The sequence below is a fragment of the Chryseobacterium viscerum genome, from assembly GCF_025949665.1.
In the GTDB taxonomy this organism is placed as follows: domain Bacteria; phylum Bacteroidota; class Bacteroidia; order Flavobacteriales; family Weeksellaceae; genus Chryseobacterium; species Chryseobacterium viscerum_A.
On the sequence record NZ_JAPDFT010000002.1, the window covers coordinates 558,441 to 571,572 of the forward strand.

Here is a 13,132-nt window from a genome sequence, read left to right on the forward strand (position 1 = left end):
TCCCCGGGAAAATTCCCGGGGATTTTTGTTTTTATAAGTTTTGTCTAGGGCCAATATTGTATTAAACGGGATAAACGATACAAAATCAATTTAAAGCCCCACTACGAAACCGATATTCGGGATCAGGCCGCTTGAAAACACACTGGAATTCTCCTTCCAAAGCACATTATACATTAATCCCAGCTGCATAAAAGAATTATTTCCGATTCTCTGCATATATCCACCTCCCAGATATAATGCATTTTCTTCCGTATTGTATTTATAATCATAGTATTTATCTTTATAATCTACAAAATAATGCTGATAGTTTGCTCCCACATAAAATGATCTGGCAAAATAGTAATTCACAAATGGTCCTACTCCAAACATTGTAGATTTATAATAATTGGAAGTCTGCCAGGATACACTTCCCACAACTCCCGCTTCGAGATCATCCGTAAGCCTGTAACCCACTCTTGGGGAAGCAGACAGGTTAAAAGCGCTGTTACTCCCAAATCCTAATCCAATTCCACCTCCAAAGGTCCATTTGCTGTTTTCTTGCACCGGAGTTCCTACCGAAACCTGGGAAAATGCTGATCCTGATCCTATCAGCATCATAGAAATAATAAACTTTTTCATATGTAGATATATTTTTTTTGATGGTATTACCTCCTTTCATCACTTGCTATTATCGTCTTACGATGGGGTTTACGATTAACATCGTTTTTATCAATGTTTAAAATTATGGTTTTTTTACGAATTTATTTAGTTGTATTTTTGCCGCATCAAACTAAGAACTCCCGTTAAGAGTTTCGTAAAATTGAAATACAATGAAAATAGTAGTAGGCCTCTCCGGAGGTGTAGATTCTAGTGTTACAGCGTATTTGCTGCAGCAGCAGGGCCATGAGGTAGTGGCTTTGTTTATGAGAAACTGGAATGATGCTTCCGTAACCCTGGAAGATGAATGTCCCTGGATAGAGGACAGTAATGATGCCCTTATGGTGGCACAAAAGCTTGGAATTCCCTTCCAGGTGATAGATATGAGTGAACTTTACAAGGAACGTATTGTTGACTATATGTTTGCAGAATATGAAAAAGGAAGAACTCCCAACCCGGATGTATTGTGTAACAGAGAAGTAAAATTTGATGTTTTCATGAAGACCGCAATGTCATTAGGAGCAGATAAAGTAGCAACAGGACATTATGCAAGGGTAAATTCTACTTTTGACGAAAGCGGAAAAGAAATTTTCCATCTTCTTGCCGGAAAAGACAATAATAAAGATCAGTCTTATTTCCTTTGCCAGCTGAGCCAGGATCAACTTTCAAAAGCACTATTCCCTATCGGAGAACTTACAAAGCCTCAGGTAAGAGAAATCGCAAAAGAGATCGGATTGGTAACTGCAGATAAAAAGGATTCCCAGGGATTATGTTTTATCGGGAAAGTGAGCCTGCCACAGTTTTTACAGCAGCAATTAAAACCTAATGAAGGAGAAATTGTAGAAATTTTCAAAGATTCACCTTTATTTTCGGAAGAAAAACCGGAATTCACCTCTAAAGAAGAGGAACTTGAGTTTTTATCCAGAAAAATCAATTATAAAAAATCTGACGGAAAAGTAATCGGGAAACATCAGGGAGCCCAGTTTTTTACGATTGGACAAAGTAGAGGTCTTGGTATAGGCGGTCATAAAGAAAGCTGCTTTATCGTTTCAAGAGATATGGAAAACAATATCATTTTTGTGGGAGAAGGAAGTCATTTCCCAGGACTTCACAAAAAAGCACTGAAAATTGATAATTCTGAGCTACACTGGGTACGTGAGGATATGAAACTTCAGAATGGAGAATCTATGGAAGTAATGGCCAGATTCAGATACAGACAGTCTTTGCAAAAAGCAACTATATTTCAGTTTGAAAATGCTTTATATGTTGAATTTGATGAACTTCAGTCTGCTATTGCAGAAGGACAGTTTGCTTCATGGTATATTGATGAGGAACTTATAGGAAGCGGTGTGATTGCGTAAGGAATATCCTGATCGCTAGTATCCGCAGTTTTCGGTTATAATTTCTATCAGTCAATTGTTCATCCGGAAAACTCGAATATTGCTATCAGCCTTATTTTAGTAGTTATCACCTCCGTTATGGTCAGAAAGTATGGCTACCAGCCCATAAAAGAAAAAAAGTGAGAGATTTGATCTCAACACCTTACTAATAAAAGCCCGGAACAGTTTTGTTTCGGGTTTGTTTTTACGAAACTTTTATTTCATTTTCTTATTGATGTGGCTCATGATAAGCAACACTGCCACAATACATTCCAGAATTAAAATCATAACCAGAAATCCAACGGGTTTTCCCAACATGATTCCTCTTATCAGTTTTATTATTCCCAGTAAAAAAATGAAGCCTACAAAATAAAATGTAGTTTTCGAGATAGCATCTGTCATGGAATTTAAAATAAAAACTGAAGCATAGAATCCGAGAACCAGGATAAGATAAAATTTTAGAAAATCCGGACCTTTAAGAATAATTGGATTCAAAGTCTGGCATACTGTTATAAGCCATATAAAGCTTACTACAATGGGAGCTGAATGAATGATTAGTTTTTTCATATTGATTAGTTTTTATCCACCACATCCCCCGCAACCGCCACAGCCTCCGCCACAACCTCCTCCTCCGCTGCAGCCCGATCCCCCACAACTTCCGCCTCCTCCATCACCGCTTTGCTTATCCTTCCTATTGGGATCGGAGACTTCATTATCTCCTATAATTGAGGTTATTGTTCCCAAAATAAAAATAATGGCAAAAACTACTGCTGTAACCAGTAATCCAGTGAAACTTGTTCCTTCTGTACAGGAGAACAGCAACAGTAAAATAAAAATCGGAGCAAAAAAGGTCATTTTCTTCATCCATAGTCTTACTTTAGATTTTTTCCTCATCCCTTTCCAGATTTCTTCAGGTGCTTCCTGCTGAAATATGTTTCTGTAGCCTGACATTGTATCTGCAAACCAATTCTCGTGCTTCACTCTTTCCGTATTTCCTCCTTTAGAAGGGTGATGATGGAGCGGTCTTTTTAAAATATTCGGGCAGAATTCTTCCCAATAATTCTGAGTATAGATCAGGTGCAGATGCCATACTTTATCTACTATTTCGCTGGGAGAAGCTCCATTGGGAAGAATACAGCAGAGATAAACAAACTTTTTATATTCTTCAATTGCTTTTTTTGCAAAATCAAGGCTCCAGCTTTCTTCTTTTGCCAGCTTTTTTGAAAAAGGGAAATCAACACCCGGAGTATCCAGAGAAAATCCCTGTATTCGGTTCCAAAGGGATTCATCTTTTAATAACATTCTTGTTTCCATTGTTTTAAATTTTGTTTTTCTATTCAAATATCAATGGATTTTAAAATATAAAAGTCCCTCAAAAGTCTTTTTTGGTTTGATAAAAATCTTAAATTAGTCTTATAAAATTAATCTGACCATTAAAAATAAACAGATGAAAAAGGAAGATATACTGCACCTTGAAAAACTAATGAATTTCTTAAGCCACCACTTTTTAAAGAAAAACCATTGGGAAGATGTTACCAAAACCGAATGGTCCTATATCAGTGCAGAACTTAATGAGCTCATTATCAATGACCTTTCTGAGAAAGAAATTAAAAAAGAACCTGATCTTCTGGGGACCAATTACCTGTATGAGCATCTGATTATCAATAAACTGAAAAAATTCAGGCAGAATGAAAATGCTGCTCTGAGCAGACCGAACCTTGCAAAACTGAGCCTCATTGTCAAAGTTCTGGGCTACGCCAATTATATAGATTTCATTAATTCCACTACAGAGTCATTCAATTTTAATGACCTGAAAATTGATCTCAATAATGTAAATCTGAATACAGCTCTTCTAGACCGCCTGGTAGGCTGTTGGTATTCTTATAACAGAAATCTTCCTGACAATCCTTTAATGGCAAAGGAAGACCGTATATGGCGCTCCGCGATGGAAATTTATAAGTCGGAAACAACAGGAGAATATTTTATTGAAAGGAGCGGCGGTGACCATCATAAGTATTTTGGTAAGGTTACGGCGTATTCAGATTATGTTTTTATCATCATGAACAGCAATACTTTTATCCGCCAGCGCCATTTTATTTCAAGAATAAAAGACATTAAAGAAAAGCTTAAGAATCCGGAATATAAACTACACGAAATCCACTTCATAAGCACCTGCATCAGTTTCAATCAGGAGCCGATTGCTTTGTTTGAAATCTTCAGGAAAGCAGAAAGGAAAAACTTTATTTCAGACTCTATCAGCTTCCCTATTGACAGCGATGAAATTCCAGAATCTATCCTTAAACAACTTGAAGACACTGAATCTAACAGGATTGATTACAGATAGTTAGTAAATTTAAACTGAAAGACCAAAAGTTGAAAATCTCTAATACTTGGGAATAGCTGATTATTTTTAAAAATTGTTGTAACGTATTTCTTATTCTCATACTTACTGAGTAAATAACAAAAAAAATTATTATGAAAACAACGATTAAAAATCAATATTCATCCGCTAACAACGTCCTTATCTTTTTTGTATCAATACTTGCAGGGTATAATATTTACCAGGAAATCTTTCACCCTGAAAAGGCAGATCTTATCCTATGTATTATCATGATAACCCTTACAGGGATCACCGTTCAGAAACATAGAGAAAACCCAGAAGCAAAAGAATAAACATCCTTATCAATTTATATATCTGCTGCCTCGGAATAAGACTGTTTCGGGGTTTATTTTTTCTCCTATGCCTAGAATACATTTAACTATTAAAAATCAACCGATTACAGTAATAATTCTCTAAATTGATAGTTCATAAATAGGAACCCTTCAATTGTCTTACTATGGAATATTATGAATTGTATGAAGTTTTGAAAAGTAATTTTGATTCCGGAGAAGGCAGGGTTGAACTCAAAGAACTGAATATAACCATTGAATCTTTTCCTTTTGAATCGAAGGTTTCTGATCTGCTTTATGGCTCGGAACATCAACATTGCAGCAAACATCAGCAATCATTGGAAGTCAACGAAAAAGGGTATCATTTTTATGGCCAGCCCGCTGTAGACACCAAGGATTTTGATATTGAATGTAATAAAAAGTTTGAATATTATATCCTGAAAAGAGCAGATATAGAAACCGCCAAAGGATGTATTTTTCTCTTCCATGGCCTGAACGAAAAGAAATGGGACAAATATCTGCCATGGGCGTATGAATTGGCCCAAAGAACACAAAAAGCCATTATTCTGTTTCCTATTGCCTTTCATATGGATCGTGCAGAGCCAATCTGGAGTGACCGCCATCACATGATGGAAGTAGTTCGTTTCAGGAAGAAAAAATATCCTGAAAATATGAATTTCTCCTATGTAAATGCTGCGATAAGTTCAAGATTGGAAGCTCATCCTCAAAGGATTTTCTGGTCCGGACTACAGACCTATTCTGATATTACCGAAGTAGTGAAAGATATTAAAAACCATAAGATAAAAGGAGTTTCTCCGGAAGCAGACCTGGATTTATTTGGATATTCCATAGGAGCTTTTCTTTCAATGATTATTAAAATGGCAGATCCTAACCATCATTTTACCCGCTCTAAAGTTTTCTGTTTTTGTGGAGGAATGACTATTGACCGGATGTTTCCAATATCCAAATACATCATGGATACCCAGGCAACTATTAAAATGCAGTCTGTCTTCACAGAGCTTTTGAGTTCTGATTTTAAATCAGATACCCGTTTGAAGCATTATCAGAATGATGATCTGCATCCGCAGGAAAGCTGGTTCAAAAAGATGCTTCGTTACAATTATTTTCAAAAGGAAAGGGAAGAAAGAATTCATGAAATTCAGTCTCAGATAAAAGCTTATGTATTGGAAAAAGACAGTGTTGCCCCTCCAATGGAAGCATTGAATACCTTACAAGGAGGCTACAGGAATATCAATGTAGATATAGAAATCAAAGATTTCCCGTATGAATATTCCCATATGGTTCCGTTTCCTCTTGCTCACAAACATAAAAAAGAAGTTACAGAAGCCTTTCACCAGTTTGTACAATCTGCCAGTGACTTTTACAACTCCTGATTGCTTCTGTTTTCAGGTATAAAAAAGTGAAAGGAACAATTTAAAAATCAACAGTATAAGATCCATGGTATTTGTTTTTGGTATGGTGAGGAAGTCAGTTCATGATCGAATGTCTTCCTTTTTTATCAACTGACAAGCCAATCTTTGAAGTCTTTAACACGGTCTCTACTTACCGTAATTTCTTCTTCGGGCTGAAACTCCATATCCACTTTATAGTAAGGTGAAGTATGAATATTTTTAATGTAGTCTGAACTGACAATGAACTGTCTGTTCACTCTGAAAAACTTTTTTTCATCCAGAACATCTTCCAACTCATCCAGCGTAAAATCTGACGGATATGTACGGTCTTCTGTCTGAAGATAAACGATTTTATTTTCACTGAAAAAACAGCTTATTTCCTGGGTCTGGATAATTTTAAGATTATACCCTATTTTTACCAGAATTCTGGACAGCGTAGATTTTTCTTTTCTGATCAGCTGTTTGATATCCTGAGAGCCATTGGTGTTGTTGGCAGGAATAAAAGATTTAAACTTCTCCACCGCTCCCTCCAGATCTTCATCAAGAATAGGTTTTAAAAGATAATCGATGCTGTTCAGCTTAAATGCTTTCAGCGTATACTGATCAAAAGCCGTGGTATAGATAATGAATCCTTTCGTCGGAATTTTTTCAAAGATATCAAAAGACAGTCCGTCACCTAAAACAATATCAGAAAAGATCAGCTGTGGATGTTCGTTTTCAGAAAACCAGGCAACTCCTTCTTCTACTGATTCTATTTTCGCAACAATCTCAATTTCAGGAAAATTATTCAACATACGTTCTAATTTCCTTGAAGCAGGTTTTTCATCTTCTATAATGACAGTTTTGATCATTGAGCTTTAATTTTGGTTTTCAGATTTTAGGAAATAAAGGTAAATAAAAGCGGACAAATTTTAAAAGTTTATCGGTTTTTTCTCTTTTTCAAGCTCTTTTTCGATCATACGTCTTTCCCATTCAGAATCAAAAAGGAACAGTTTTACAGCTTTTACAAGAATAATAAATCCCCAGATTCCCAGGATAGTATATCTGTCAAACAATCGAAAATTAATCATCTTTTCGCCAAAAATGTCATCAGGAATGATAAGAACAGCAAAGATGGCGAATATAAAAATGCTTTTATAGAATTTTCTGATTTTGTTTGTTCTTTCGCTTGCAGTTTCGTAATTCATGATCATAAGTTTTAGGTGTTATTATATTTTAAAATTTTTTGATGCTACTTTTTTCCTCCTTCTCCATCAGTTCTTTTATTTTTCTTTCTTCCCAGCTTTTTCCAATTCCGAATACACTTATTGCATGAAACGCAATTCCTATTCCCCAGCCCAGTGCCGGCCATAAAAACCATAAATATCCGGGAGCAGTCACAAAGTTCAGTATTGCCAGAAATGGAATAACAATACCATAAGAAGTAAGATTTCCATAGAATTCTTTTAGTTCTTTTACTCTTCTGGATGCTTTTCTGTAAGCAATCGTCTCTTTATTTGGTAAAATTTCCATAATGTTTTGTTTTAAAAAGGTTAATTTGTTTTTTCTGAATCAAAGGTAGCTCAGGAAAAGGGCTCAAATCAATTTTATATTACCGAATGGTAGATTATGTTATCCGAATCGTAAAAACGGGTAATTAATAGATAAACGGGATCAGTTTCTTTGTACTTTTTCTGTATTCAAGATATTCATCACCAAACTGTTCTACCAAAGCCTGCTCTTCGATTTTAATCCTGTAGGCAAAAGCTAAAAACGGAGGTACAAAAGCAAAGATGAATGACAGCCAGTTATTCAGGTACAAACCCAGCCCAAGAGAGGTCAGCAGAGAAAAGGCATAAGAAGGATGTCTCAGGTATTTATAAAACCCCTCTTTTTTGATTTTATGATCCTGTCTGATGGTCACATCTACCGTAAAATATTTTCCCAGAGATCTGATAATCATATATCTGAATATAATTCCGATAAGAATAAGGAGCTCTCCAAGATAAAGAATCCAGCTTCCTTCAACAATCGTAAAATGAGTATTATAAGATATGAATATCGAACTCATGATAGAAAAAGGAATGGCTAGCCATAAGATATTCAGAGTGGATTTATCTTTGTTCTTTTGATCTTCTTTACCGGATTTTAGTATGTTTTTGTAAAGAAATTCAGTAACAAACCAGGCACCCATTGAAATGTAGAACAGCGTTGATAAAGTATTCATTTTTAATGAGTTTTTAAAGTTAAAAGTATTTTGATTAAAAAATTGGCAATCCCCTTACTGATCTTTCTGTTTATCCATAAGTTCTTTTACCTTCTTATCTTCCCATTTTCTGATAAAATTAACACCTGGTAAAAAAACTGTAACAGCGTGTGCTGCAAGTCCTATCCCCCAGAAAGTGGCTGTAAAAAAGTTTTTAAACTGAAAATAACTTTCACCGGGCTTCAGATTCATACAGTTATACACAACAATCAGAGCATTCACTGCAATATAAGCGAATAAGTGTCCGTAGAATCCACGTAATCTTTCTACCTGTCTTCTGGCACGCTGATATTCAATATCATTTTCGTCAAATCTTTCCATCGCTTTATTTTTTTTGTTTGTTCATAATTTCACGAATCTTTTTTTCCTGCCATGATTCTCCTACTCCAAATACCTGAAATGCATGAGATGCAACTCCAATTCCCCATCCCAATACAGGAAACCAGAACCAGTGATTTCTGCTGCTTGTAAAGAGATTAATAAAGATTAAAAAGGCGCTTACGGTACAGTAAGAAATCAGGTTCATATAAAAGCTTTTAATCTCTTTTACTCTCTTTTGCGCACGTTTGTAAGCAGCAGAATCATCCTCAGGTTTTGAGGTGGAAACTTGTGGCTTAGCCATCAGCATTGGAAGCTTTACTTTAAAATGATCCTCAGATTTTTCTATGAAAACATTTCGGTCGGTAAGCAGAGAATAACGCTGTACAATATTAGCAAGACCAATCCCCGAGCTTTCTTTAATCTGTTCTCTTATCTGAAGATTATTTTCAATGCAGAGGGTATTTCCTGCTGAAAAGATTCTTATGACCAACGGTTTTGATGATGTAGCAAAATTATGCTTGATACAGTTCTCCAGCAGCAGCTGCAAAGCCAATGGAACTACATATTTCTGATAGTCTTCCTCGGCAACATCAAAAGTAAAATCTACACTGTCTTCAAACCTTGTTTTCAAAAGATCACAATATGTTCTTGCAAATTCTATTTCATCTTCCACCGTTACCAGCTCTTTATCTTTCTGTTCAAGTACATAACGGTAAATCTTTGACATTGAAGCAGTAAACTTTTGGGCCTGCCGCGGATTTTCATCAATCAGGGAACTTAAAACATTCAGAGAATTGAAAAGAAAATGGGGATCCAGCTGGTTCTTCAGACTTTCAAACTGAGCATTTGCCGATTTGGCGATAAGCTTCTGCTCTACCACTTCTTTTCTGGAAGTCTTCTTCAGCTCTTCCATAAAACTCTTAGCATGAAGGAAAGCTGAAATAAGAAGAGCAATATTGATCATGAACCAATTGGTAACTCCATATTTTGATGAAAAAAACTCTTCAGTGGTTGCCGTTTTCTGAATCACCACATAGTTCATATAATTGCAGAAATAGACCAGAATAAAGTTGCCAATGATGATAGAAATGATACTTAAAACAGCTCTTGTTCTGGTAGCTTCTGACCAGGGAAATTTCCTGTTGAGAAATTCATTGATAAATCCGTTTCCAAATCCCAATACAAAAGAATACATCGTTGAAAGAAGCAGGGTGATCAAAAAAGTCTGCAAAGTCTTTTCATCATTAAAAAACAAAAAGAAAAACAAGGTGGTTCCTAATGAAGTCCAAAGTAATGTGGTAAAGTATTTCCGTTTCATGATCTGTTTTCTTGACTCAAAATTAGTTTTTATTAAAGGTATCAAAAATTAATTCTTACCGAAGGGCTGATTTTCTTTCCTGAGCGGTATAAAAAAACCTTCACGAATGAAGGTTAATTTATATGTAAAGTAGAGAATGTCCTATTTTGCTTTTTCTGCTGGAAGACTTAGAAAATAATCAGCTTCACCTCTTCCCCAGTTAGGATCTAAACCAGTTTTAGGTTTGTAGGTCTTAAATTTAGCCTGTGCATCTTTGAACATTTCCAATCCTTTGGTTTTGCTTCCTCCATACTGTTCAGGAGTAAAATAAACATCTTCTGCCTTGATCAGGGCAATTCTCGGATTTGCAGGCTCTAATTTTTCTGCAATATTAAGTTCTTCGGCAGCTCTGGCTCCGTCTGTCATATAACGCTGTGCCGGATTTACCATCATTCTCAGAGAATAAGACATTTTTCTTAACAGATGAATTTCTGCATTATCTGCTCCGGCAAGATTCTGCGCCATTGATAACTGTTTCTCGGCCTGATCTGCAATAGCATCCAATTCCTGCATTTTTCCGTCTCTCATCAATGTTCTTCCTTTTTGGATATAAGAAAATGCCGAATAGTATGCCGGAAGCCATTTTGTGCTTTCCTTACTTCCTATTCTCTGAAAATCATTGGCCAGAGTCTGGAAATCTTCCGCTGTTTTACAGACTTCTATTTTTCCAATTTTTTCAGCCATTATTTTGTCGTAATCTGCCTGTGCAAAAGCTGTTAAACTCATAAAAGCTAAAGCAAAGCTTAAAAGGTATTTTTTCATGATATCAAATTTTAAAAGTTAGTTATGTTTGTTTGCCCTAAGGTATGTTTTTTATAAATTATTATTGATGGCATCATCCGTTTTATCTACTCCAAAACTTATAAATGCTCCTATGAATACAAAAGTATTGACTGGCGGAACGATTGCAGAGTTTCTGGAACCATCCGCTGAGAAATTATAGCCATATACATTTTTTGATCCTAAAATATTGCTGACACTCAATACAAATACCGGAAAAGCTTTCGCATCTTTTTTACCGATATTCGGAAGATAATTGACGCTGAAATTCAACGCGTTATAATCTTTTAACCTTCCTTCATTCCGGGTATAATTAATGGCTTTTCCATTCTCAAATGTAGAGGCAATGTCATAATAAGGACGCCCTTTGGCATAGGTATATGATAAGTTTACTCCAAGTTTCCATTCCGGGATAAATCTTTTTGCTACTGCAGAAAGGGTGTGTTCAGCGGCAAAACTTGGCTGCAGGCTGACCGGGTAATTAAGAAAATCTCTTTTGGAATCCAGATATGAGTAGCTGATCCAATAATCAATATTTTCAAACGTTTTTTTATTGTCTCTCCAGAAAAATTCCACTCCTTTTGCATATCCGTATCCATTGTTGTTTAATGCAGTCTGAGTCTGCTGATTCTGTTCTTTATCCGGTGTAACATTAAATGTTTTAATCAATTGGTCATATTTTTTATAAAATGCTTCAAAACGTAATGTTCTGCCTTCCGACGCTCTCTGAACCTGAAAAATATAATGCTGAGACTGCTGGAAGCCAAGGTCTGCAGGACCATTGATATATTTACTTTCCGGATTCTGATAAAAAAGACCGTAAGCTAAGGAAGTTGTCCAGTCTTTTGCCAGACGGTAAGCAATAGCAAAACGTGGAGCTATATTATTCTTTCCTAAAAAAGAAGAGTGCTCTGCTCTTACTCCTATTTTTGCTGATAAGGCATTGCTGAAACCCAAATCTGTTTCAAGAAAAGCGGAAGAAATCAAATCTTTATAATGTTTCTGCACCGTTTCAAAGTTCAGGTTTTCATCAGTATTGTTCAGTTCAAATCCTCCTCTTACAGCACTGATTCTGTTGATCTTTCTTTCAAGAACTGCTTTGAAGTTAATGTAATTTCCATCTGTAAGAAGCTGGCTTCTGTTGGATTCAATATCATTGGTTTCTGTAGAAAAATGAAGATCAGATCTGTTGTAAGAGTAAGATCCACCTACATTCAGGAGATATTTCCCAAATTTCTGCTTAAAAGAGAGATTATGAAAAGTGTTTTTACCGTTAAGCTTTACCAGACTGAAATCATATCCGGGTTCAAGGCTTTCTGACCTTACTCCCATTTTATTGGAATTGAACATCCCATAGTATTTGAAAAAGCCTCCAGATTTTGTTTTAAATCTGAAATTCAGATCTCCATTAAGACCTTGTGGTGCTTCAACAAAATCTGTATTAAAATTAAAGACTTTCTGCATCAGACTTAAAATAGAATATCCTGCTGTAGCACCGTAGGAATAGTTTTTACTATCTCCAAGCTTTTGAAATCCGGCACTAAGGAAAATAGGTGAAACACCTAAACTGTAAGAACTCTCATCCGGAAGATCAACACTTTCCAGCATCAAAGCACCTGAAAGAGCCTGCCCGTACAACGCCGAATATCCGCCACTTGAAAATATATTTCCTTTGAAAAGAGAGGTATTGAACTGGTCTCTTCCTGCAATTCCCGGAACAGAATTAGAAAAATAATTATTGATAAGACTTCCGTCCATAAAAATTTTAGACTCTGTTCCTGTACCACCACGAATGAACAGCCCTTCGGTTCCACCCACCTTTTGTACTCCCGGAAGATAGGTCAATGCTGAAGAAATCTGTCCGTCCGCACCAGCCGTAGTATAAATATCTATGGGAGTAAGTAATGCTGTTGCTCTTTTCTTATCACTTGCTTCAATGGATCCTGCAGAAACTACTACTGCATCAATTTCACTGATCTGTTCTTTAAGATCAATATTCAAAGAGATATCTTGGTTTTCAATAGTGACAGCCCTTTCTACGTCTTCATATTTCGGATGGGTAAAAGTGATTTTGTGAGTTCCTTTTTCTGAAGTTTCAAATGTAAAATTACCCTGAGCATCTGTGGTGGTACCGTCATAGGTATCTTTCAGGGTGACGTTTACTTCAGCTACTCCTTTGTTTTTGAAAGATACTTTTCCAGATATTTTTATCTGTGAATATCCCATGATGGAAGCGAGAAGGAGAATCAGGAACAGTATGTTTTGTCCTTGTGTTTTCATTTTTATTGTTTTCTGGGTCAAAAATAGTACAAGAAATGCCCTTCTGTAAAAA

15 protein-coding genes are annotated in these 13,132 nt (G+C 36.0%); 4 read left to right on the plus strand and 11 right to left on the minus strand.

The genetic code is table 11. The features are described from left to right. Nucleotides 1–90 precede the first annotated feature (90 nt). Entirely contained in the window at nt 91–618 is a 528-nt protein-coding gene (locus OL225_RS16710; RefSeq protein WP_047375914.1) for a hypothetical protein, read from the minus strand. A 191-nt stretch (nt 619–809) separates the two neighbouring features. Between OL225_RS16710 and mnmA the strand changes: the two genes are divergently transcribed. Continuing rightward, the gene (gene mnmA / locus OL225_RS16715; RefSeq protein WP_264518981.1) at nt 810–1,997 is read left to right on the plus strand and encodes a tRNA 2-thiouridine(34) synthase MnmA; all 1,188 of its coding nucleotides are present in this window, start codon (nt 810–812) and stop codon (nt 1,995–1,997) included. A gap of 234 nt (nt 1,998–2,231) precedes the next feature. Here the strand turns inward: mnmA and OL225_RS16720 are convergent, their stop codons facing one another. Together OL225_RS16720 and OL225_RS16725 are read right to left on the minus strand one after the other, a co-directional pair. Then, a complete protein-coding gene (locus tag OL225_RS16720) occupies nt 2,232–2,582 on the minus strand; it encodes a hypothetical protein (RefSeq protein WP_264518982.1) in 351 nt (116 codons plus the stop codon). Nucleotides 2,583–2,594: 12 nt separating this feature from the next. Then, a complete protein-coding gene (locus OL225_RS16725) occupies nt 2,595–3,329 on the minus strand; it encodes a glycine-rich domain-containing protein (protein WP_264518983.1) in 735 nt (244 codons plus the stop codon). Between the two features lie 133 nt (nt 3,330–3,462). Here OL225_RS16725 and OL225_RS16730 point away from each other — a divergent pair, with 133 nt between their 5' ends. The 3 genes from OL225_RS16730 to OL225_RS16740 all read left to right on the plus strand — a co-directional run bounded on the left by OL225_RS16730 (nt 3,463) and on the right by OL225_RS16740 (nt 6,079). Then, a complete protein-coding gene (locus tag OL225_RS16730) occupies nt 3,463–4,359 on the plus strand; it encodes a hypothetical protein (protein WP_047375902.1) in 897 nt (298 codons plus the stop codon). A gap of 131 nt (nt 4,360–4,490) precedes the next feature. Continuing rightward, on the plus strand, nt 4,491–4,688 hold the full coding sequence (locus OL225_RS16735; protein WP_047375900.1) for a hypothetical protein: 198 nt from the start codon (nt 4,491–4,493) through the stop codon (nt 4,686–4,688). A gap of 164 nt (nt 4,689–4,852) precedes the next feature. Further along, entirely contained in the window at nt 4,853–6,079 is a 1,227-nt protein-coding gene (locus tag OL225_RS16740) for a DUF6051 family protein (RefSeq protein WP_264518984.1), read from the plus strand. A 125-nt stretch (nt 6,080–6,204) separates the two neighbouring features. Here the strand turns inward: OL225_RS16740 and OL225_RS16745 are convergent, their stop codons facing one another. From OL225_RS16745 to OL225_RS16780, 8 genes are all read right to left on the minus strand, one after another. Next, on the minus strand, nt 6,205–6,948 hold the full coding sequence (locus tag OL225_RS16745) for a LytR/AlgR family response regulator transcription factor (protein ID WP_255813272.1): 744 nt from the start codon (nt 6,946–6,948) through the stop codon (nt 6,205–6,207). Between the two features lie 60 nt (nt 6,949–7,008). Next, the gene (locus OL225_RS16750) at nt 7,009–7,284 is read right to left on the minus strand and encodes a 2TM domain-containing protein (protein ID WP_185097817.1); all 276 of its coding nucleotides are present in this window, start codon (nt 7,282–7,284) and stop codon (nt 7,009–7,011) included. 28 nt (nt 7,285–7,312) lie between these two features. Continuing rightward, the gene (locus OL225_RS16755; RefSeq protein WP_047375895.1) at nt 7,313–7,609 is read right to left on the minus strand and encodes a 2TM domain-containing protein; all 297 of its coding nucleotides are present in this window, start codon (nt 7,607–7,609) and stop codon (nt 7,313–7,315) included. Nucleotides 7,610–7,733: 124 nt separating this feature from the next. Continuing rightward, nucleotides 7,734–8,303 (minus strand): methyltransferase family protein, encoded by a 570-nt coding sequence (locus tag OL225_RS16760; RefSeq protein ID WP_264518985.1) that lies wholly within the window; start codon nt 8,301–8,303, stop codon nt 7,734–7,736. A gap of 54 nt (nt 8,304–8,357) precedes the next feature. Then, nucleotides 8,358–8,663, minus strand: a complete 306-nt coding sequence (locus OL225_RS16765) for a 2TM domain-containing protein (protein WP_047375890.1) — start codon at nt 8,661–8,663, stop codon at nt 8,358–8,360. A 4-nt stretch (nt 8,664–8,667) separates the two neighbouring features. After that, nucleotides 8,668–9,981, minus strand: coding sequence for a 2TM domain-containing protein (locus OL225_RS16770; RefSeq protein ID WP_264518986.1), 1,314 nt, complete (start codon nt 9,979–9,981; stop codon nt 8,668–8,670). Between the two features lie 141 nt (nt 9,982–10,122). Then, nucleotides 10,123–10,782: a hypothetical protein gene (locus OL225_RS16775; protein WP_264518987.1), complete on the minus strand. Its 660-nt coding sequence runs from the start codon at nt 10,780–10,782 to the stop codon at nt 10,123–10,125. Nucleotides 10,783–10,833: 51 nt separating this feature from the next. Further along, nucleotides 10,834–13,080, minus strand: a complete 2,247-nt coding sequence (locus OL225_RS16780; RefSeq protein WP_264518988.1) for a TonB-dependent receptor — start codon at nt 13,078–13,080, stop codon at nt 10,834–10,836. Nucleotides 13,081–13,132 lie beyond the last annotated feature (52 nt).